Annotated in this window: 16 protein-coding genes; 2 read left to right on the top strand and 14 right to left on the bottom strand. The window is 72.5% G+C overall.

Translation table 11 applies throughout. From position 1 onward, the window contains the following. Nucleotides 1-5 precede the first annotated feature (5 nt). The 13 genes from LX88_RS21875 to LX88_RS21815 all read right to left on the bottom strand — a co-directional run bounded on the left by LX88_RS21875 (nucleotide 6) and on the right by LX88_RS21815 (nucleotide 19,972). Nucleotides 6-1,004, bottom strand: coding sequence for a 3-deoxy-7-phosphoheptulonate synthase (locus tag LX88_RS21875; protein ID WP_258949649.1), 999 nt, complete (start codon nucleotides 1,002-1,004; stop codon nucleotides 6-8). Next, on the bottom strand, nucleotides 994-2,367 hold the full coding sequence (locus LX88_RS21870) for an MDR family MFS transporter (protein WP_258949648.1): 1,374 nt from the start codon (nucleotides 2,365-2,367) through the stop codon (nucleotides 994-996). Before LX88_RS21870 ends, LX88_RS21875 begins: the two co-directional genes overlap by 11 nt. Further along, entirely contained in the window at nucleotides 2,364-10,793 is an 8,430-nt protein-coding gene (locus LX88_RS21865; RefSeq protein WP_258949647.1) for a non-ribosomal peptide synthetase, read from the bottom strand. Before LX88_RS21865 ends, LX88_RS21870 begins: the two co-directional genes overlap by 4 nt. Next, nucleotides 10,790-11,578 carry an ABC transporter ATP-binding protein gene (locus tag LX88_RS21860; RefSeq protein ID WP_258949646.1) on the bottom strand — a complete coding sequence of 263 codons (789 nt, stop codon included), beginning with the start codon at nucleotides 11,576-11,578 and terminating at the stop codon, nucleotides 10,790-10,792. The genes LX88_RS21865 and LX88_RS21860 overlap by 4 nt, the downstream gene beginning before the upstream one ends. Next, on the bottom strand, nucleotides 11,575-12,591 hold the full coding sequence (locus LX88_RS21855) for a FecCD family ABC transporter permease (RefSeq protein ID WP_258949645.1): 1,017 nt from the start codon (nucleotides 12,589-12,591) through the stop codon (nucleotides 11,575-11,577). Before LX88_RS21855 ends, LX88_RS21860 begins: the two co-directional genes overlap by 4 nt. Further along, on the bottom strand, nucleotides 12,588-13,571 hold the full coding sequence (locus LX88_RS21850; RefSeq protein WP_258949644.1) for a FecCD family ABC transporter permease: 984 nt from the start codon (nucleotides 13,569-13,571) through the stop codon (nucleotides 12,588-12,590). Before LX88_RS21850 ends, LX88_RS21855 begins: the two co-directional genes overlap by 4 nt. After that, complete coding sequence (locus LX88_RS21845) at nucleotides 13,568-14,560, bottom strand: ABC transporter substrate-binding protein (protein WP_258949643.1); 993 nt, start codon at nucleotides 14,558-14,560, stop codon at nucleotides 13,568-13,570. The genes LX88_RS21850 and LX88_RS21845 overlap by 4 nt, the downstream gene beginning before the upstream one ends. Nucleotides 14,561-14,585: 25 nt before the next feature. Beyond that, nucleotides 14,586-15,425, bottom strand: coding sequence for a siderophore-interacting protein (locus LX88_RS21840; protein WP_258949642.1), 840 nt, complete (start codon nucleotides 15,423-15,425; stop codon nucleotides 14,586-14,588). Continuing rightward, nucleotides 15,422-15,652 (bottom strand): phosphopantetheine-binding protein, encoded by a 231-nt coding sequence (locus tag LX88_RS21835; protein WP_258949641.1) that lies wholly within the window; start codon nucleotides 15,650-15,652, stop codon nucleotides 15,422-15,424. Before LX88_RS21835 ends, LX88_RS21840 begins: the two co-directional genes overlap by 4 nt. Beyond that, complete coding sequence (locus LX88_RS21830) at nucleotides 15,649-16,317, bottom strand: isochorismatase family protein (protein ID WP_258949640.1); 669 nt, start codon at nucleotides 16,315-16,317, stop codon at nucleotides 15,649-15,651. Before LX88_RS21830 ends, LX88_RS21835 begins: the two co-directional genes overlap by 4 nt. A gap of 3 nt (nucleotides 16,318-16,320) precedes the next feature. Further along, the gene (locus tag LX88_RS21825; protein ID WP_258949639.1) at nucleotides 16,321-17,931 is read right to left on the bottom strand and encodes a (2,3-dihydroxybenzoyl)adenylate synthase; all 1,611 of its coding nucleotides are present in this window, start codon (nucleotides 17,929-17,931) and stop codon (nucleotides 16,321-16,323) included. Next, nucleotides 17,928-19,118: an isochorismate synthase gene (locus LX88_RS21820; RefSeq protein WP_258949638.1), complete on the bottom strand. Its 1,191-nt coding sequence runs from the start codon at nucleotides 19,116-19,118 to the stop codon at nucleotides 17,928-17,930. Before LX88_RS21820 ends, LX88_RS21825 begins: the two co-directional genes overlap by 4 nt. Before the next feature lie 86 nt (nucleotides 19,119-19,204). Further along, nucleotides 19,205-19,972, bottom strand: a complete 768-nt coding sequence (locus tag LX88_RS21815) for a 2,3-dihydro-2,3-dihydroxybenzoate dehydrogenase (RefSeq protein WP_258949637.1) — start codon at nucleotides 19,970-19,972, stop codon at nucleotides 19,205-19,207. A 151-nt stretch (nucleotides 19,973-20,123) separates the two neighbouring features. Here LX88_RS21815 and LX88_RS21810 point away from each other — a divergent pair, with 151 nt between their 5' ends. Beyond that, on the top strand, nucleotides 20,124-21,308 hold the full coding sequence (locus tag LX88_RS21810) for a fumarylacetoacetate hydrolase family protein (RefSeq protein WP_258949636.1): 1,185 nt from the start codon (nucleotides 20,124-20,126) through the stop codon (nucleotides 21,306-21,308). 24 nt (nucleotides 21,309-21,332) lie between these two features. Here the strand turns inward: LX88_RS21810 and LX88_RS21805 are convergent, their stop codons facing one another. Beyond that, the gene (locus tag LX88_RS21805) at nucleotides 21,333-21,482 is read right to left on the bottom strand and encodes a hypothetical protein (protein WP_258949635.1); all 150 of its coding nucleotides are present in this window, start codon (nucleotides 21,480-21,482) and stop codon (nucleotides 21,333-21,335) included. A gap of 18 nt (nucleotides 21,483-21,500) precedes the next feature. On the opposite strand from LX88_RS21805, the gene LX88_RS21800 reads away from it, so the two are divergent. Then, nucleotides 21,501-21,974, top strand: coding sequence for a PPC domain-containing protein (locus LX88_RS21800; RefSeq protein WP_258949634.1), 474 nt, complete (start codon nucleotides 21,501-21,503; stop codon nucleotides 21,972-21,974). The last annotated feature ends 17 nt before the right edge of the window (nucleotides 21,975-21,991 follow it).

Genomic DNA, 21,991 nt, shown 5'->3' with positions numbered 1-21,991 from the left:
GGGGATCACCGACTGCTTGCGGACCGTGCGCGGGCCAGCGTCTCCAGGAGCGGGGCGGTGCGGTGCCAGCCGAGGCAGGCGTCGGTGAGGCTCAGGTCGTGCCGGTCCGGGGTCTTCTGGTTGCCGTCGGCCAGGTAGGACTCGATCATCACGCCGGCGATGCCGCTGCCGCCCGCCGCGATCTGGTCCGCCAGGTCCTCGACCACGGCGGGCTGGCGGTTGTGGTCCTTGCCGCTGTTGCCGTGGGAGGCGTCGACCACGACGCGGGGCGGGAGGCCGGCCTCGGTGAGCGCGGTGCGTGCCGCGGCGACGTGCGGGGCCGCGTAGTTGGGGGTCGGGCCGCCCCGCAGGACCAGGTGGGTGTCGGGGTTTCCCGTGCCGCGCAACGTGGTCAGGCGGCCATCCGGTCCGATGCCGGGAAACGCGTGCGGCTGGCGGGACGCCTGGACGCCGGCGATCGCGGTGTCGAGACGACCCGAGACGCAGTTCTTCAGGCCGATCGGCATCGGCAGCCACGACGCGAGATGCCGGTGGGGCTGGGCGGCGACGGTCCGTGCGCCGATCGCGCCCCACGAGATCGTGTCGGCCACGTGGTGGGCCAGCAGCGGGTCCACGAACTCGTAGGCCAGCGGCAGGCCGGTGGCCGCCGCCTCCACGAGGAACTCGCGGCCACGGCGCACGCCGGTCGCGATGTCGCCCTTGCCGTCGAGGGTGGGGTCGGTGAGGAAGCCGGTCCACCCCGCGACGGTGCGCGGCTTCTCCAGGTAGGCGCGCAGGACGACCACCAGGTCGTCGGACAGGCGCCGGGCCTCGTGCGCGAGCAGCGCGGCGTACTCGAGCGCGGCGTCGGTGTCGTGCACGGAACACGGCCCGACGACGACCAGCAGGCGCGGGTCGCGGCCGGCCAGCACGTCCGACACCGTCTCCCGATGTCCTGCGACACCGGGGTTCACCGGGTGCGCGGCGGTCAGGTCGGCAGGGGCGGGGATGAGGTCAAGAGGCATCGGAGGGTTCCCTCTCGGGGGCGGGACGGGGAAGTCTGGTCGCCGCGACGGCCGCGACGAGCACCATGCCGAGCACCCACCAGAAGGCGTCGGCGAACGCGGCGGACACGTCGGTGCCGCGAACTCGCAGCCGGTGCTCGAGCACGACGGCGAGCACCGCGGTGCCGACAGCGCCACCGACGGTGCTGAGCAGGCTCAACGCACTCGCGGCGCGCGGCAGGGCGGCGGGCTCGATGCTGCGGTAGACCAGGGTCATCACGGGAGTGCCCACCAGCGGCGCGCCAAGACCGCGGGCGAACAACACGAGCGCGATCGCCAGGTCGGGCAGACCGTGGTCTATCTGGGTCAGCGGGACGGTGCCGACGGCGATGAGCAGGATGCCGGCGAGCACGAGCGTGCGCGGTGCGACGGCGTCCACGAACCTGGTCACCAGCACCGAACCGAGCACCGCTCCCGCGCCCTGCGGTGCGAGCAGCAGGCCTGCCTGCAACGCCGTGAGGTCGGCCTGCAGGAAGAGCGGCAGCAGGAACATGGTGCCGAAGACCGAGGCGCTGAGCACCGCCAGCCCCAGCGCCGCGGGGCCGAACGGCGGCCTGGTGAACAGCCGCGGGTCGAGCAGCGGCACGCGGGTGGTGCGCAGGCCGTGCACGACGAACAGGACCAGCGCGGCCACCCCGACCGGCACGGCCACCACACCGGCGCCGGTCGTGAGGCCGTAGACGAGGGCGGCCAGGCCCGGTGCCAGCAGCAACGCGCCGCGCAGGTCGAACGCTCCCGGCTCCTCCGCACGCGGCACGGCGGGTACGTAGCGGCGGGCCAGGAGCAGGGCGGCGAGGCCGACCGGCAGGTTGATCAGGAACAGCCACGGCCAGTCCGCCACGCTCAGGATCACACCGCCGGCCAACGGCCCGAGCACGGGCGACAGCAGCGGGACGACACCGACCACGGCGATCAGGCGGCCGATCCGCTCCCGCCCGGCGACGCGCGCGAGCAACGCCTGACCGGCCGGCGGCAGCACGCCACCGCCGAGTCCCTGCAGGACGCGGAAGACGATGAGGCTCGGCAGCGACCACGCCAGCGCGCACAGCAGCGAGCCGAGCAGGAACACCACCACGGCCCCCAGCCACAGGTTCCGCCCGCCGAAACGGTCAGCGAGCCACCCGGACGCAGGCACGGCGGTCACGACCGCCAGCAGGTACGCGGTGGTGGCCCACTGGACGTCGGTGACCGACGCGTCGAACTCGCCGGCCAGGGTGTCCAGGCCGACTGCGACGATCGTGCTGTCCAGCGACGCCATGAAAGTGCCGAGCACCAGGACGAACGCGACCCGCCACAAGGAACGGTCCACTGTGGACGCGGTCACGGCAGATCACCCACGACCTTGGTCAGGCACTCCCCCAGCGACGTGATCTCGTCGGGCGTGAACAGCGCGGCGGGCCAGGTGAAGCGCACACCCAGCCGGCCCTCGCGCTCCACCGCGGTGATCATCAACGGGTGCGGCAGAGGCATGTCGTCGGCGGCGGCGGAACCGAGCGGGTCAGCGCCGGGAGGCACCTGCCACACCACCTCCGTCGTGGGTACAGCGGACATCCGGCCCAGGTAGTTGAACTCCAGGTGCGCCGGCGCGGCGACGGACTCGATCGTCGGCAGCGGGGGCCGGACGCGAGCGGTGCGCGTGGTCGTGAACCACCCGACGCTCTGCGCGTCCTCCTCGGTGCGGCCGTGGTTCTTCAACGCCACCAGCAGATCGGGCTCACCGCCACGCCACGCGCCCACGGCCAGCGCCAAGACCGTCGGCAGCACGGCCTCCGGGTGATCGGCGAGCACCTTCCTGGTGCTCTCCTCATCCAGTTCGATGATGTGGTGCACGGCGGTCGCGGCCGTGTCGCGCGCGAGATCGAGCACGGCGAGCGGCGCGGGCGGAGCTTCCAGAGGCACCGGTGGTTCGTCCCGCCGGTTCCGCGCCCAGGCGAGGAACGACCGGCCGTGCCGTGGCAGCGGGTTGCCCTCGTACGCGTGGACGAGATCGTCGACCAGTACACGCCACGACAGCGCGTCCATGACCATGTGGTGCGCCACGAGCAGAAGCCGCCCGAGCCGGTCCGGCCCGGCGTCGAACCACACGGCGCGCAGCAGCGGGCCGGTGCGCAGGTCCATGTCCTGCCGCGCCCGGGCCAGGTGTTCGTCGACCGCCGTGCGCAGGTCGGTCGCGGTCACGTGGGTGAACACATCGGCGGCGGTGACCTCTCCGGGTGCGGGGATGCGCAGCACAGGCCCCTCAGCGAGGTGGGCACGCAGCACGTCGTGCCGGGCAAGCAGTGCGTCGATCACGCGGCGCCAGGTGCCGGCGGACCCGCCGGCGGGCACGCTGATCTCCTGCCACACGCAGAACCTGGCCACGTCGCCACCGCGCCGCAGCAGGTCGTGCATCACCGGGCTCAGCGGCGCGTCGCCGACGGCAGGTTCGTCGTGCACCTCCTCGGCGATCCGGCAGCGCGCGGCGATGCCCGCGACCGTGACGCCCTCGAACACGTCGCGCGCACCCAACTCCAGCCCTTCCCGGCGGGCGCGGGACACCAGGCGCAGCGACACGATGCTGTCCCCGCCGACGTCGAGGAACGAGTCGTCCAGCTGCACGTCCGCCCGGCCGAGCACCTCGCGGAACACCCGCAGCAGCACGGTTTCCGCCGGTGTGGCGGGTTCGCGGGCCGCGGTGGCGACGAGCTCCGGCGCCGGCAGTGCGACCCGGTCGAGCTTGCCTCCCGGCGTCAACGGCAACGCGGACAGCTCCACGAACGCGGCCGGCACCATGTGGTCCGGCAGTTCGGTCGCGAGGTACGCGCGAACGCCGGCCAGGTCGAGGTCCGCGTCATCGGTCGGGATGACGTAGCCGACGAGCCGTCCGTCACGGACGATCACGGCGCACGCCCGCACGTCCGGGTGCTGAGTCAGCACGGTCTCGATCTCGGACAGCTCGATCCGGAACCCGCGCACCTTCACCTGGTGGTCGGCGCGGCCCAGGAACACGATCTGCCCGTCCGCACGCCACCGCACCAGGTCGCCGGTGCGGTACATGCGGGAGCCCGGCGGGCCGAACGGGTCGGCGACGAACCGCTCGGAGGTGAGGCCGGGCTTGTTCACGTAGCCACGCGCGACCTTCGGGCCCGCCAGGTACAGCTCTCCCGTCACACCGACACCCACCGGTAGCAACCCGCCGTCGAGCACGTACGCCCGCACCTCGGGGTCGGGCAGGCCGATCGGCAACGGGCCGGGGTCGTCGGGGTCGTAGTGCCAGGTCACCGAGTTGATCGTGGCCTCGGTCGGGCCGTAGGCGTTGAACAGCGCCCGCCTGGCGCCCCAGCGCCGCGCGAGCTCCGGGTCGAGACGTTCCGCACCGACGACGAAGAACACGTCCGGTGGCACGGTGCGGTCGTCGGGCATGGCCGCCAGGAACGACGGCAGCAGGTTCACCCCCGTGACGCGGTGCTCGGCGATGTAGTCCAGCAGCTCGTCACCGGGCACCCGCACCTCCTCCGGCGCGATCACGCAGGTGCCGCCGGACAGCAGCGGCAGCATGAACTGCCAGAACGCCACGTCGAAGCTGGTGGACGCGAAGTGCAGGTAGCGTTCGCGCTCGCCGATGCCGACGACGTCCTCCTGCAGCGCCACCAGGCTCGGCACGCCGCGGTGCGGGATGCCGACGCCCTTGGGCTTGCCGGTGGTGCCGGACGTGTAGATCACGTAGGCCAGCGACTCGCCGGTGATGCCCGCGCGGGCGTGCAACGGATCGGTGTCGGCGCCGCCGGAATCCGGCCGCACCAACGGGTAGGAGCCGAACGCCTCGTGCGCGATCACCGCGGCGGGCTTGATGTCGCCTGCCATGTAGGCGAGACGGTCGTGCGGGTAGTCCGGGTCCATCGGCACGTACACCGCGCCCGCCTTCAGCACGGCGAACAGCGCGACGACCATGTCCACGTCGCGCGGCAGCAGCACCGCCACCGGGTCTTGCGGGCGAACACCGCCGTCCAGCAACGCGTTCGCGAGGCGGTTGGCGTGCCGGTCGAGTTCGGCGTAGGTCAGCGACCGGTTGCGGCACACCACGGCTTCGGCCTGCGGGGTTCGCTCGACCCAGTTGCCGAACTCCTCCAGCGCCCCACCGCGTTCCCGCTTGGGCTCCGGGCCGTCGCTCATGCTCAGCACGGCCTTGTGCTCGTCGGCGTCGAGGTTGCTCAGCCGCGCGATCGGGCTGTCCGGCTCGTCGACGACGTGCCGCAGCAGGGTGACCAGCCAGCGGCCGTAACCGCGGACCGTGGCCTCGTCGAACTCGCTTGGCTGGTAACCGAATCCGAGCGTGATGTCCGCACCGGGCAGGACGATCACGGTGAGGGGGTAGTGCGTGGCGTCGATGATGTCCACGCCGGCCAGGTCGAGACCGGGAGCGAGGGTTTCGGTGCCCCGGCTGGAGAGCGGGAAGTTCTCCATCACCAGCATGGTGTCGAACAGCTCACCGATGCCCGCCGCGCGCTGGATGCCGGGCAGGCCGACGTGGTGGTGCTCGGCGAGCGCGACGCTGTCCGCGTGCACGCGGTCGAGCACGTCGGCGGCGGCGTCGCCGGGCTCGTACCGCACCCGGACCGGGATCGTGTTGCCCAGCTGACCGATCATCGCCTCGACTCCGTCCACTTCGGACGGGCGACCGGAGACGGGGCAGCCGAACACCACGTCGCGGCGGCCGGTGAGGCGGCCCAGCAGCACTCCCCAGGCGGTCTGCAGCACGGTGGCCGGGGTGACGCCGCGGTCGCGGGCGAACCCGCGCAGCCGCTCGCTGAACTCGGCACCCAATCCGACCGTGACCCGCTCAGGACGGGCCACCGCGGACGACTCGCGGGCCAGGCGGGTGCCGTCGTCCAGTCCGGAGAGCGCTTCCCGCCACGCGGCGAGCCCGGCCTCGTGGTCACGGGTGGCGAGCCAGCGGTGGTAGTCGCCCAACGCGGGCGCCGCCGGTACCGCCGGACCGCCACCGAGCTCGGCGTAGATCGCCAGCAGGGCGCGGCCGACGATCGGCATCGACCAGCCGTCGAGCAGGGCGTGGTGGATGGTGATGGCCAGCCGGTGGTCGTCGCGGCCGGAGGTGCCGAGCAGGAACCGGATCAGCGGCGGCCGGTCCGGCAGGAACGACCGGGTCTGGTCGGCGCGTACCTCGGCCTCGAAACCCGTGTCCACGCAACGGAAGTCGAGGGTCACCTCCGACGGGACGACCTGGACGACCTCTCCGGCCGCGGTGGTGTGCAGGTGGACGCGCAACGCGGGGTTGCGGCGCAGCAGTTCCCCGGCGGCGGCCCGCATCCGTTCCACGTCGACCAGCCCGCGCAACAGCGTGACGGCCTGCACCACGTACACGTCGGCGTCGTCCTGGCCGCGGACCAGGCTGTGGAACGCCAGCCCTGCCTGCAGCGCTGTGGCGGGCAGCACGTCCTCGACGCGGCCCAGGGCGTCGATGTCCGCCTGGTCCAGCGACACGAGCGGCAGGTCGGACGGGGTCAGGCCGCCGTAGTCACCGACCTCGTCGGCGTGCGCGGCCAACGCGTCGAGCGCGGCGTCCCAGGCCTCCTGGAGCTGAGCGACCCGCGTCGGCGGGAGGATGTCTCCCGCAGCGGTCCACTCGACGACCAGACGGTCACCGGAGTACACGAAGCTGTTGAGCGCCAGCACCTGTTCGAGTGCCTTGGCCGGCGGCTCGGTGACGGCGAACGCGTCACCCTCGGGCAGCCGCCACGGGCCGGGCAACGGCGCGAAGCGGCCGAGGTGGTTGAGCACCACCTCGGGACCGCGGAACTCGTCACGGGTGGCGGGGTCGAGGTGGCGCAGCACGCCGTAGCCGATGCCGTTGTCGGGGACGGTCCGCTTGGCCTCCTTGGCCGCGCGCAGCTGACGACCGGGATCGGGATCGACGGGCACGCGGACGGGGTACTCGCTGGTGAACCAGCCGACCGTGCGGGAGAGGTCCGCGCCGGGCAGCTCGCGGCCGTGGCCCTCGACGGTGAGGGTGACCGACGCGCGCCCCGTACCGAACGCCATCGCGGCCGCGGCGAGCAGCACCTCGTCCACGCCCGCGCGGTAGGCGGCCGGCAACGCGGTGAGCACGGCACGGCTCTGCCGTTCTGTGGCGGTCGTCGTGCTGCGGTGCGCGGTGGCGACGGTGTCCCGTGCCGGGTCCAGCGGCCGGTCGCCGAGGCGGAAGCCGTCGTGCGCGGAACGCCAGTGGCCGAGCTCGTGGCGCCGCGCGCCGGAGCGGCCCTGCTCGGCGAGCGTGACGGCGTGGTGCCGCCACGACGTGCCGACCGGCGTGAGCGCCTCACCCCGGCACGCGGCCTGCAGGTCGGGCAACAGCACACGCCAGGACACACCGTCGATCACCAGGTGGTGCGCGACGATCACCAGCCGGTCGCCGTCCGCGGTGTGCACGAGCGTCACTCGCAGCACGTCGCCGGTGCGCGGATCCAGTTGTGTGTCAGGGAACTCGGTGCTCTCCGTGACGTCCGGGTAACTGGTGCCCTTCGGCCGGATCTCCAGGCCGCCGGGGGTGAGCCGCAGGCGGAGCGCGTCGTGGTGGTCCACGACCGCGCGAACGCCCTCGTTCAGCGCTTCGAGCGTCAGGTCGTCCACGTGGAGCGCGGTCCACTGGGTGTAGCCGGGGACGCCGTCCGGGTGCGGGTCGAGCAGGGCCCGCACGATCGGCGGCGCGGGCACCTCACCGACGGGCTCGTGTTCGGGCACGTCCGTGCCGCCGATCTCGCGGGCCTCGGCCGCGAGCGAGGCCAGGGTGCGGCGGCCGAGCAGGTCACGGGGACGCAGCTCCAGGCCGTGTGCGCGCAGGCGGCTGCTCACCGCGATCGCGATGATGCTGTCGCCGCCGAGCGCGAAGAAGTCGTCGTCCACTCCCACGCCGGCCGCTCCGGTGGCCTCGGCGACGACGTCGACGAGCACGCGTTCCCGTTCGGTGCGCGGCGCCCGGCCACCACCGGACGTGCGCGGGGCGGGCAGTGCGGCGCGGTCGAGCTTTCCGTTGTGGTTCACCGGCAACGCGTCCAGCGGCACGACCACCGCGGGCACCAGGTGGTCCGGCACCCGCTGCGCCATCGCCTCCCGCACCTCGTCCGGTGCGAGATCCCCGACGACGTAGCCGACCAGGCGGGTGCCGTCGATCGCCGCGGCGGCCGCCCGGACTCCCGGCAGCGCACCGAGAACCGCCTCCACCTCGCCCAGTTCGACGCGGTGACCGCGGATCTTCACCTGGCCGTCGCGCCGTCCGGCGAACTCCAGGCCGCGACCGGGCACCCAGCGGGCGATGTCACCGGTGCGGTACATCCGCGCGCCGGCCGGGCCGAACGGATCGGCGACGAACCGTTCCGCGGTGACGCCGGGCTGCCCGAGGTAGCCGCGGGCGAGGTGCGGACCGGCGACGTACAGCTCACCGGAAGCACCGGCTGCAACCGGGCGCAACGCGTTGTCCAGCAGGTAGATCCGCGTTCCCGACACCGGGTGGCCGATGGTCGGGGTGTCGCCGTCGATCCGGGCCGTGGTGCTGTCCACGCTCGCCTCGGTCGGGCCGTACATGTTGCGTGCCGCGACACCGGTGGCCACGACTCGCCGCCACAGCGCGGGCGGGGTCGCCTCACCACCGAGGACGAGCAACGACGGCTTGTGCTCGCCGTGCAGCAGACCGGCGTCCAGCAATGGCCCCGCCAGCGACGGTGTGGTGTCCACGACGTCGATCCGGTCGCGCCGGTAGGCCGCCAGCAACGCGTCGGCGTCACGGGCCGTGTCGGCGTCATAGAGGTGCAGTTCGTGGCCGCACAACAGCCACAGCAACTGGTCCAGCGCCGAGTCGAACGCGAAGGAGTACGTGTGCGCGACCCGCAGCCTGCGTCCACCCGCGGTCTCGGCCACAGTGGTGGCGCGGTGGTGGTGGATCAGCGACAGCAGTCCGCCGACCCGGCCGAGCACGCCCTTGGGCCGCCCGGTCGAACCGGACGTGTGGATCACGTACGCCAGGTGTTCCGGTGAACGGTCGACGGTGAACTCTGGGCCGTCCAGTTCGGACAGTCGGACGTGGGGAACGCCCAGGTCCTTCCCGATCGTCAGCACGGCCTTCGTGTCGGCGACCAGCTCACGCAGTCGTTCGGCGGGATGGTCCAGGTCCAGCGGCTGGAACGCCGCACCCGCCTCCAGCACGGCGAGCAAGCCGACGACGAGGTCCACCGACCGGGGCAGCGCCAGTGCGACCACGTCGTCCGGCCGCACTCCCCTGGCTCGCAGCCCACGCGCCGCCCGGCGCACGCGGTCGACCAGTTCCGCCGCACCGACCCGTTCGTCACCGTGCACGAGCGCGGTCGCGGACCCCAGTGCCGCCACCGAGTCCAGCAGCGCGGGCACGTCGGCGGGCGCACCCGGCACCGCCGGGGTGGCCCACTCCGGCAGCACTTCCGCGCCGGCCAGCTCCACGGCACCGACGGGCGGCAGGTCCGGCCCGGTCAGCCCGTCGGCCAACGCGAGCAGGGACGCCAGCACGCGGTCGACCCCGGCCTGGTCGTGGCGGCGAGCGTCGACCTCGAAGCCGAGCAGCAGTCCGCCGTCCGCGGTCGGCAGCACGCTCAGCCCCATGTCCTCCGGCGGCCCGCCCGCGACGTTGCGCATCACGCCGGCCGCGCCGGCGAAGTCCAGTGCGAGGTCGAACGCCTTGAGGTTGACGCCTCGTCCATGCAGCAACGCACCCGCGCCCGGCACGTCCCGTGGCAGGTTCTCGCCCCGATAGCGCTGGTGCGCGCGCATTTCGCGCATCACGGTGGCCACCCGCCGGCTCAGCTCGTCGAGTCGGTCGTGGCCCCGCACGTCCACTCGCAGCGGCAACACGTTGACCGCCATCGCCGGGGTGCGCAGCGCCACGCCGGTGCGGCACATCAACGGCAGGGCGAACACGACGTCCGTGCGGCCCAGCACGCGGTGCAGGAACGCGGCGTAGCAGGAGATCAGCACCTCGCCCCAGGTGGTGCCGGCCGCCGACGCGACCTCGTGCAGGCGAGCGACCTGCGCCGCGTCCAGCACGGCGCGTGCGGTCAGGACGCTCCCAGGCGTACCCGAACCGGAGGCGGCGTCGACCTCGGGCAACGGCGTGAACCGCTCCCGCCAGTAGGCCCTGTCGGTCTCGGCCCGCTCGCTCGCCCGGTACTCCAGGTCAGCGGCGACGACGTCGGTGAACCGCCCGAACGGACAGGGAGGCGGCTCTTCGCCGCGCGTGAGCGCCGTGAAGTGGGCCGCGGTGCGGCGGGCGATCATGGCCGCGGTGTAGCCGTCGAACACCAGGTGGTGGCCGAGCTGCGTGAACCACGTCTCGTCGTCGCTCACCCGGATCACGGTGTGCGAGAACAGCTCCCGGCCGGTCATCTCCCGGCACGCCGCGGCGACCCGCTCCCGTTCCGCGGTCACGAACGCCTCGGCCGCGGCCCTGGGTTCGGCTCGCAGGTCGACGACGCGGGGCAGCGGAACAGGCTCGCCGGACAGCGCTTGGCGCGGTCCGTCCGGAGTGTCGAACACCCGCAGCCGCAACGACTCCGCCTCTTCGACGGTCGCGCGGACGGCGGCGGCCAGCAGGTCTGGATCGACGGCGCCCGTGATCTCGACGACGTCACCGACGACGTAGTAGCCCGACTCGGGCTCCAGCCGCTGGGCGTGCCAGATGCCCAGCTGGGCGCCGGTCAGCTCGAGCAGGGTCACGGGTGCGGTGGTCAACTCGACGCTCCTGGGAGTGGTACCACCATCGGGGTACCGGTGACGGGATCGGGGACGACGACGCACGGCAGCTCGAAGACCTCCTTGAGCAGCACGGCGTCGACGATGTCGGCGGCGGCTCCCTCGGCGACGATCCGGCCTTCCTTCATCGCCACCAGGTGGTCGGCGTAGCGGCACGCCTGGTTGATGTCGTGCAGCACGGCGATGACCGTGCGGCCCTGGTCGCGCAGCCCCCCGAGCAGCTCGAGCAGCTGGTACTGGTGGGTGATGTCGAGGAACGAGGTGGGCTCGTCCAGCAGCAGGTAGGGCGTGTCCTGGGCGAGGACGACGGCGATCCACGTGCGTTGCCGCTGCCCGCCGGACAGCTGGTGCACGGGCCGGTCGGCCAGGTCCTCGACCCCCGCCGCCTCCATGGCCGCGGTGACCGCGTCCTCGTCGGCGGCGGACCAGGTGGACAGCAGGGACTGGTGCGGAAAACGGCCGCGCGCGACCAGTTGCCGCACCCGGATGTCCTCCGGGGCAACGGGATCCTGAGGCAGGAACCCGAGCGAACGGGCCAGTGCCTTCGTCGGGTACGCGGTGACGTCGCGGTCGTCCAGCGTCACCTGCCCATCGGCGGGCTTGAGCAGCCGGACGAAGGCGCGTAGCAGCGTGGACTTGCCGCACGCGTTGGGTCCGACGATCGCGGTGAACGCGCCGTCCGGCACGTCGAGCGTGAGGCGCGCGGACACGACCCTGTCGCCGTAGCGCAGCGTCAGTTCACGGGCAGTCAGGCGGGCGGTCATGGACGCCGCACCTCCTTGGTGAGCAGCCAGATGAGGTAGCAACCGCCGATGGCCGTGGTGACCACGCCGACGGGGAGGGACACGGGCGCGAGCAGCATCTGCGCCACCAGGTCCGCGCCCTGCAACAACAACGCGCCGGTGAGCGCGGCGGGCAGCAGTGGCACACCGGGTGCCTTCGCGAGGCGCCTGCCGATCTGCGGCGCGGCCAGCGCGATGAACGCGATCGGCCCGGCGACGGCGGTGACCGTGGCGGTGAGCCCGACGCCGATGACCACGAGCTGCAGCCGCAGCCGGTCCACCCCGACGCCGGTGGTGACGGCGAGTTCGGTGCCGAGCGCGTCCTGGTGCAGCGCCTGGGAACGGACCACCATCGCGACCAGCAGCAGGCCGATGATCCCGAACGGCAGCCGCACGTCGGACCAGTCGACGCCGTTGAGGGAACCCGCGCTCCAGCCGACGGCGGCGATCGCGACCTCCAGGTCGGCCCTCAGCACGATCCACGAGTTGAGCGCCATGAGGATCGCGTTGACGGCGATGCCGATGACGACCAGCCGCAACCCGGACAGGCCGCCGCCCAGCGACAACAGGTAGACCGCCGCCGCCGCGACCGCGCCGCCGAGGACGGAGCCCACGGCGAGCTGCACGGAGGTGCCGGACAGCACGGTGATCGCGACGAGCGCCCCGGTGTACGCCCCGGCGTCGAGGCCGATGATGTCCGGGCTGCCCATGGGGTTGCGGGTGATGTTCTGGAAGATCGCGCCCGCGATCCCGAGCGCCGCGCCGAACAGCAACGCGGCGGCGACGCGCGGCAGCCGCCACTCGCGGATCACGACCCCGCCCCGGCCGCCGGACAACGCGTCGAAGACCTTGGCGGGGCTGGACCACGTTGCGCCGTAACTAAGTCCGAGCAGACCGACGCCCGCGATCAGGGTCAGCAGCACGGCGGTGAGCACGACCGTGCGGCGTTCCACGCGGACGGACACCGGGCCACCGCGCAGGACGAGTGCGCTCATGCCGCCGCCACCGCCCCGTGCCGGCGAACCGCCCAGATCAGCACCGGCCCGCCGAGGAACGCCGTCACGATCGCGACCGGCACCTCACCGGTCGGCAACAGCACCCGCGACCCGATGTCGGCCACGAGCAACAGCACCGGTCCCAGCACCGCGGCGAACGCGGTCAGCCACGGCACCGACGAGCCCGCGAACCTCCGCGCCAGGTGCGGCACCATCAGGCCCACGAACAGGATCGGTCCCGCGATGGCCGTCGCCGCGCCGGACAGCACGGTGATCAGCACGAGCGCGGCGAGCCGCACCCGGTGCACGTTCACGCCGAGCGTCTGCGCGACGGTCTCGCCGAGCTCGACGGCGTCGAGCTGCCGGGCGAGCAGCAGCGCGCACGCCACGGCGACCGCGATCACCAGCAACGGCACGGTGTTCGGCGCCTGCTCGCGTCCGGCCAGCGAGCCGACCGACCAGAAGCGGTAGCGGTCGAACACGTCCGGCAACAGCAACCGCAGTCCCAGCGACAGGCCGCTGAGCACGGCGGTCAGCGCCACTCCGGTCAGCACCAGCCGAAGCGGCGACCGGCGACCCACGGAGTACACCAGCAGCGTGGCGATCACCGCCCCTGCCACCGCCGCCCCCAGTTCCCCCGCGGGGGACGCGGCGAGGCCGAGCGCCGAGCCCGCGGTGATCGCGAACCCGGCACCCGCCGTCACCCCCAGAACCCCCGGTTCTGCCAGCGGGTTGCGCATCAGCACCTGGATCAGCACCCCCGCCACGGCCAGCGCCGCGCCGGCTCCGACCGCCAGCAGGGCACGTGGTGCACGGACGTCGCGCACCACGACGTGGTCGGGAGATCCGTTGTGGTCGAGCAACGCCCGGACTACCTCCACGACCGGGACGTGGTGTGCGCCGATGCCGACGCCCACCACCGCCACCACCACGAGCAGGACCAGTGCGCCGCTCAGCAGCGCGACCCGCCGGCCCGTCACTTCTTCAGCAGTGGCGCGAACGCCTCGTCGACGGACGCCAGGGCCTTCATCGCGCTCTGGTAGGTCGCGGCCTCGGTGTAGCGGAGGGGGAACGCCTTGCCCGCCTTCACGGCGGGCAGTTCCTTCCACAGCGGCGAGTCCAGGACGTACTGCACGCCGGCGGACGGCTTGCCGTCCGGGCCGACCGAGTAGCTGATGGCGTCGGCCTCGGCGAACGCCGCGGTCAGCTCCTCGATGGACGGGTACTCGCTGACGTCCTTCGCACCGCCGCCCTTGACCTTGACCTTGCCGTAGTAGTTCGCGCCCGCGTCCTGGGCGACGTTGGTGCCCCAGGAGCCGTTGAACTCGCGCTGGAAGTTGCCCTTCGCGACCTCGCCGTACGCGCCGACGTGGCCCAACTCGAGCTTCGGCAGGACGTCGGCGTACTTCTTGGCGACCTCGGCCGCCTTCGCCTTGTACTCGTCGCGGACGGCGTCGAACCGCTTCAGCGCGCCCGCCGCGTCGGCCTGGTTGCGGGACAGCTCTCGCCACGCCGACGGCACCGACGGCCCGATCGCCACGACCGGAGCGATGGCCTCCAGCCGCTTGACGTCGATGTCGGCGAGCACCGGCTTCGGCACGCCGATCACGATCAGGTCGGGCTCCGCCTGGGCGATGGCCTCGTAGTTGGTCTCCGCCGCCGCCTCACCCGCGATCTTCGGCAGTTCCTCGTAGGACTTGCGGTCCTCGTCGGTCATCAGCGGGATGCCGCGCTTCCAGGTGGAGATGCCGACCAGTGGTGCGTCGGCCTCCAGCAACGCGGGCACGGCGTAGCCCGTGGCCACGACGCGCTTGGGCGCGCCGGGAATCTTGATCTCGCCGTTGTCCGCCTTGAAGACGCGGGTCTCGGGTGCGGACTCGGCGGCGGGCGGCTCGGCGCCGCTGGAACCGCAGGCGGTGAGTGTCAGGGCGGCGGCTGCCGCGGCGGCGGCGAGGCGGATCGTTCTCATCAGTCTTTCCTCGGAGGTCGGTTCGTCAGTGGTCGTGGTCGTCGTAGGCGGAGACGCCGCGCTTCCAGTAGCCGGTGATGTCCTGGTCGGACTTCGGCAGGCGCAGCTCGTGGCGGGCCCAGGCGCGCAGCGGCTTGATCGCGCCCGCCTCCCCCGCCACCCACAGGTAGAGGCGTTCGCCGTCCGGCACCTCGACCGAGCGCACCGCGTCGGCCAGTGCGGTGGACGTGCCGTCGCCGTGCAGCCACGTCACCTCGACGCCGTCGGGCGCGTCCAGCGGGATCTCCGCGGACGCGCCGGGGACTTCGGCGAAGACCCAGCCGGTCGCGTCGCGCGGCAGCTCCTCGAGCGTGCGGGCGATCGCCGGCAGTGCCGTGACGTCACCGGCCAGCAGGTAGCGGTCGTAGGCGTGCGGCACGATCAACCCGCCGGGCGGGCCCGCGACGTGCACCTGGTCCCCCGGCCGCGCGGCCAGTGCCCAGGCCGAACCCAGTCCGCCGTCGTGCAGCGCCACGTCCAGGTCCAGCTCGCCGGACACCGGGTCGTACCGGCGCACGGTGTATTCGCGCGCCGTCGGCATCGGGCGCGGCCAGCGCAGCATCGTCCCGTCCCGCTCGGGCAGCCGCAGCGTGCCGTCCGGCTCCGGGAAGATCACTTTCACGTGCTCGTCCGGCGCGTGGGCCTCGAACCCCTCGGTGCCGGGTCCGCCGAGCGTCACGCGCACGAGCGCCGAGCCCACCGTCGTGGTCCGGACGACCTCGGCCTGGCGGATCCCGATCGGATAGCCGACCTTCTCCGGCGTGCCGCCCGCGCGCACCTCGGCGATCCGCTCGTGGTGCCGGTGCCGCTGGTCGGCGCGCGTCACGAGGAGCTCCCCGTGACGACGGCGGTCCAGCGGGCCAGCTCCGGCTGCTCGGCGAGATCGGCGAACTCGAGGCCGGGCACCCCCGCGGCGCGCCACCGCTCGACCAGGCTCATGATCCTCATCGAGTCGAGGCCCAGGTCGAGCAGGTCGGCCCGGGGGTCGAGACCGTCCGGTTCGACGCCGAGCAGAGCGGCGACGTCGGCGCGGACCTGGTCGGCGGTGATCATCGAGCTGCTCCGGCGGTGATCGGGCTCGACAGCGCGGCGAGCGCGTCGGCGGTCGTCGTGAGGGCCCCGCAGCGCTGTGCCACGTAGTCGCAGGCCTGGTCGTGCCGTTCGCGGGAGAAGTCGGCCATGGCGTCGGCCACCAGGAACGGCCGGACGTCGCGCATGAACGCCTCCACCGCGGTGGACTGCAGGCCGATGTGCCCGTAGACACCGGTGATCAGCAGCTGGTCGCGGCCGGCGGCGGCGAGCCGTGCGGCGAAGTCGCTGCGCTGGAACGCGCTGTAGCGCCACTTGACCAGCACCGTGTCACCCGGCCGCGGCGCGAGGTCGTCGACGACGTCCGCCGCGCTCGGGTCGGCGTCGATGACCGCCCCGATGCCGGCTCCCCAGAACTCGGTGAGCAGGCCGCGGTCGGCGGCGTCCTGCTGCCCCGGTTGCGCGGTGTAGAACACCGGCACGCCGGCGGCCCGTGCCACGTCCAGCAGCGCGCGGATGTTGGCGGTCATCTCCGGCACCGGCGCGCCCTGGTAGGGGGCGAGGAAGTAGCGCTGCACATCGTGGACCAGCAGCGCGGCCCTGCTCGGCTCCGGCCGCCAGGCGACCCGGCCGGGCGGCAGCTCAGCCGCTGTGGGCAGCGGATAGGGCTTGATCTTGGGCAATGACATCGTTCACCCCTTCTCGGCGACGGCCGCCAGTGCGGCCCGCAGTTCGCGCTTGCTGGTCTTGCCGACCCCGGTCACCGGGAACTCGGCCACCACCTGGACCAGGTCCGGCACCTTGAACGCCGCGACACCCCGCTCGCGGACGAACCGGCGCAGCTCGGCCGCGGTCGGGGCCGCGCCCTCCGCCGGCACGACGTAGGCGCAGGTGCGTTCCCCCAGGTACGGGTCGGGCACGGCCACCACGGCGGCGTCGAGCACACCGGGATGTGCCATGAGGTGGTTCTCCACCTCCTCCGCGGCGACCTTCTCGCCGCCGCGGTTGATCTGCTCCTTGGCCCTGCCGACGACCTCGAGGTGCCCGGTCGCGGTGCGCCGGACCAGGTCGCCGGTGCGGTAGAAGCCGTCCTCGGTGAACGCGGTCCTGTTGTGATCGTCAGCGTTGTAGTAGCCGCGGATCGTGTAGGGACCGCGGGTCAGCAGCGCACCGACCTCGCCGGGCGCCACCACGTCGGCGGACGACGCGGCCGGGTCGTCCGGGTTCACCAGGCGGATCTCGTCGTCCAGCGAGATCGGCCTGCCCTGTGTGCTCAGGACGAGCTCGTCCGGGTCGTCCAGGCGCGTGTAGCAGACGAGGCCCTCCGCCATGCCGAAGACCTGCTGCAACCGGCACCCCAGCGCGGGTCCGATGCGTTCGGCCAGCTCCCGCCCGCACTTCGCGCCACCGACCAGCAGCACCTCCAGGCTGGACAGGTCGCGATCGGTGCGGGCGGCCGCCTGCACCCACGCGGCGGCCAGCGGCGGCACGACACCGCTGATCGTGACGCCCTCTGCCTCGATGAGACCGAACACGGTGTCGGCGTCGGGACGGGGCGCCAGCACGGTCTTCGCACCCGCGTGCAACGCACCGAGCACACCGGGCGAGCTGAGCGGGAAGTTGTGCGAGACCGGCAGTGCCGCCAGGTAGACGCTGTCCGTCCGCAACCCGCAGATGCGGGCGCTTTCCCGGACGCTGTAGAGGTAGTCGTCGTGGGTGCGCGGAATCAGCTTCGGCAGCCCGGTGCTGCCACCGGACAGCTGCAGGAACGCCACCCCTGACGGGTCGGGGTCGGGCAGCTCGCGCGGCGCCGTCGCGGCGAGGCGGTCGAACTCGGGTGAGCCCACCACGAGGACGTCTCGCACCGAGGCCACCTCGTCCGCGACGGCACGGACCATCGTCGCGTGGTCGTGGCGTTCGTGTTCTCCCACGGTGATGATCGCGGCGGCCGCGCTGTGCCCGGCGAAGTGCCGCAGTTCGCTGCTCCGGTGCGCGGGCAACGCGAACACCGGCAACGCGCCCGCGCGCCACAGCCCGAACACGACGGACAGGAACTCCGGCACGTTCGGCAGCTGCACGACGACCCGCTCCCCCGGCTCGATCCCGAGGGCGGCGAATCCGGCGGCGAGGCGGTGCGCACGCTCGTCCAGTTCGGCGAACGACCACCGCGCGCCCTCTCCCACGACGGCGGTGCGCTCGCCGTGGGCCTGCGCCAGTGAGGTCAGCAGCGCTCCGAACGTCTGCCCGCGCCAGTGCCCGGACGCCCGGTAACGGGCGGCGAAGTCGGCCGGCCACGCACTCATACCGCGTCCTCCAACCCCAAGGCGCGCAACATGGTGCGAAACTTCGCGGACGTCTCGGCGAGCTCGGCCCGCGGGTCGGAGCCCGCCACGATCCCGGCTCCGGCGAAGAGCCGGACGGTCCGGTCGCACACCTCGGCGTTGCGGATCGTCACCACCCATTCGCCGTCGCCGCGCGCGTCCGTCCAGCCGACGAGACCGGAGTAGTAGCCGCGGTCGGCCGCCTCGATGCCGGCGATCGCGTCGCGGGCGTGGTCGACCGGCACCCCGCACACGGCCGGAGTCGGGTGCAACGCCTCGGCCAGCGCCAGCGCCGAGGAGCCCGGATCGGCCGGGTCGGCCAGCCTGCCCGTGACCGTGGTCGACAGGTGCCACATGGTCGGCGTGCCGATGACGACGGGTTCGGCGGGCGCGTTCAGCTCGACGCAGGAACGGCCGAGCACCTCGGCGACCTGTGCCGACACGTAGGCGTGTTCCGCACGGTCCTTTTCGGACTTCAGCAGCGCGGCGACGCGGCGGCGGTTCTCGCCTTCGTCGGCGACACGGGGAACGGAACCGGCGAGCGGGTTGGAGGTGACCGTGTCGCCGCGCCGGGTGACGAGAAGTTCCGGACTCGCGCCGACGAGCGTCCGCGGCGCGGGATCACCGGGCGCGCTCACGTCGACGGCGAACGCGTGCGCCGCCGGGTCGGCGTGCACGAGACGGCTCAGCAGCGCGGGCACCGGCACCGCCTCGTCGGCTTCCAGCTCGAGGCACCGGGCGAGCACCACCTTGCGCAGGGCGCCTTCGCCGATCAGGTCGAGCGCGCGGAGCACCCCGCGGGCATAGACCTCAGGCTCGGGTCTGGGCGTGATGTCCCAGCTGCGGAGGAACGGCGTGACCGGCCGCTCGGCCGCGGTGGGCGCACCCGCACGACGTACGACGGCGGGCACGACAAGACTCGCCTCGGCGTCGTGCCGGAAGCCGATCGCGCCGACCACCAGGGGTTCTTCCACACCGGTGGTCCTGTCCAGCAGCTCCGCGGCGGCGAGCGCGCGGCTGCCGTGCTGGGCGTCCACGACCGCGTGCACGCCGTCAGCGAGCAACGATCCACGTGCCGACGAGAAGTAGAACGACCCCGGCAGGTAGGCGGCGAGCAGGTCGGCCGCACGGTGCACCGGCCGCGGTCGCGCCAGCATTGGTAAGGACACGGCGTGATCCCTTTCGAGGACGTCTTAGTTTGGCTAGGCTAACCTTAGTTACCGGCGCCTAGAGGGCCGGTGGAGCGTCACGAAGATCACGCACAGAGCGTGGCGCCACCGTCGACGAAGAGGTTCTGCATCGTGATGTGGCGTGCCTGGTCAGACGCGAGGAAGAGCACCGCGCCGGCGATGTCGGCCGGATCAGCCAAGCGCCCCAACGGAATCCCGACGCGGAACGCCTCGAGGTCTCCCGCGACCACCTGGGCGGCCGCGGCGTCGTCCGTCCACAACAGACGTTGCATGTCGGTGTCCGTCGAGCCCGGCGAGACCACGTTGCACCGGATGCCGTGGCTCGCGACCTCCAGCCCGAGACACCGGGTGAGCATCGTGGCAGCGGCCTTCGACGCCGCGTACGCCGCCATCCCCTTGCGCGGCACGCCGGACGCGTTCGAGCCGACGGTCACCAGCACGCCGTCCCTGCGCGGAACCATCCTGCGAGACAGCTCGCGCAACACCGTGAACACACCGGTGGCGTTGACGGCGAAGGTCGCGGCCCAGTCCTCGTCGGAGGTCTCGCACACCCCGCCCGGCCGCAGCACGCCGGCGACCGACACGCCGATCCCGACAGGCCCCACCCGGCGTTCGACGTCGTCCACGACCCTTGCCACCGCGGCCGGATCCCCTACGTCGCAAACAAAAGGAACCACCCGGTCCCCCGCCCGCCCGGCCAGCCGATCGGCATCCACGTCCACCGCGGCGACCGTTGCTCCGGCCTCCACCAGGGCGTCCACCACGGCGGCCCCGATCCCACGCGCGGCCCCCGTGACGAAGGCGACCCTGCCCGCAACCCCGACTACGTCCACTTCATCCTCCACCCAGACTTAGGAAAGCCTCACCTAACAAGAGGGAAGAAGTCAACTGGGTGATCGCCCATGTGAACGTCGCCATACTGGTGATCGATTTGGGCGGTTTCGCTTGAAATCGAGCCGATTCAGTGCGAGAGGCAGGCTTTCCATGGGGATCTCACTCCACGCCGCCGACGTCCTCCCCCAGGACGCAGCGGTCGCCGCACTCGTCGCGAGGGTCTTCGACCCGTACGCCGGCGGCCCTTCGGTCGTGACGATCTGCGGCGACGAGGTGGTCGACCTGTCGCCGCTGGCGTCGACGGTGTCGTCCTTGCTCGAGCGGCCGGACGCGCTGGAGGTCGTCAGGAACCACCCAGGCGGCACGTCGTGGCCGCTCGCGGATGTGCTGGCCGCGACGACGAACCCGGCCGGTGCCGTTCCCCGGTTCCTGGCACCGGTCGACCTGCAGGTGCTCAAGGCCGCCGGCGTGACCTTCGTCCGCAGCATGCTCGAGCGGGTCATCGAAGAGCGCGCCGACGGGGATCCCAAGCGGGCCGAGGAAGTTCGCGAGAAGGTGGGCGCGATCGTCCAGGGTCACATCTCCCACCTGAAGCCTGGGTCCGCCCAGGCCGCGGAGGTGAAGAGGGTTCTCCAGGCCGAGGGCCTGTGGTCGCAGTACCTCGAGGTCGGCATCGGCCCGGACCCGGAGATCTTCACCAAGGCCCCGGTGCTCTCGGCCGTGGGGCTCGGAGCCGACATCGGCGTTCTCGCCCGATCAGCCTGGAACAACCCCGAGCCCGAGCTCGTCCTGGTGGTGGACTCACGCGGGAACCCGGTCGGCGCGACGCTCGGCAACGACGTCAACCTGCGCGACTTCGAGGGCCGCAGCGCCCTTCTGCTCACCGAGGCGAAGGACAACAACGCCTCCTGCGCCATCGGACCGTTCCTCCGGCTCTTCGACGAAGGGTTCACCCTGGCGGACGCCAAAGCCACCGAGATCGCGTTGGACGTCACCGGCCCCGACGGTTTCGAGCTGCACGGCGTGAACCCGGTCTCCGAGATCAGCCGGGAGCTGGAAGACCTCGTGTCCCACGCCTTCGGCGCCCACCACCGCTACCCCGACGGCTTCGTCCTGTTCACCGGCACGATGTTCGCTCCGACCGAGGACCGCGACCAGCCCGGCGAAGGGTTCACGCACAAGGTCGGGGACGTCGTCCGCATCTCCTCGCCCCGCCTGGGCGCGCTGACGAACGTCGTGAACACCGCCGAGGACGCGGAGGACTGGACGTTCGGCATCACCGCGCTGATGGAGAACCTCGCCGCCCGCGGCCTGCTGGGCTCGCCGCGCTCGTGACCTGGGCACCAACCTGCTCAACGCTCAGTGGGCGATCACGATCCAGGCACTGGCGCCTCGGGGAAGCCGGGCGAAAGCGGCCGTCTGGCTGGTCTCGTCGCGCGCGACGACGAACAGTGCCGCCCCGGCGTCGATCGTGTCACCCCAGACGAGACCGAACTCCGCACGCACCACACGCCGTCCGCCGCACTGGTGAAGGCGTTCCTGGTCAACGGTGCCGTGCCGCTGCGCGACCCCTGCGGGTTCGGCCGGGTCGACGTGAGCCGTTCGGTCGCGGCGGCCTGGTTCGCCGACGATCCCGAGGCGGCTGTCGGTACCGGGGAGGTGCGGAGGTACGAGTTCGACGTCGAACCGGTTCGTCTCGACGTGACTCCCGTGTGGACGGACGCTCCGTCGTCGCCGGGGGTGGGCGGGTTGGTCAACGAGCTGTACCTGCAGCTCCGCACGCCGGGCGGGACGGTCCTCGACGGTGACGAGCGGGGCTTCGGCGAGGCCGTCGACAACGTCCAGCGGATCCGGGTGCAGGCGCCGGAGCGCGGGACGTACACCGTGCTGGTGTGGGGCGTCTCGGTCGTGCTCGCGCCACCGGCGTCCCCCGAGGGCGCCGATCCGCGGCAGCCGTTCGCGCTGGTGGCGTCGAACGGACGCCTTCGTCAGCTTTCGTAAAGCGGTCTTCCAGCGGC

This window comes from Lentzea californiensis (genome assembly GCF_024648825.1).
Taxonomy (GTDB): Bacteria; Actinomycetota; Actinomycetes; order Mycobacteriales; family Pseudonocardiaceae; genus Lentzea; species Lentzea californiensis.
The sequence above is the reverse complement of the archived record's forward strand: the minus strand, read 5'-3'. Positions and strand labels throughout refer to the sequence as shown.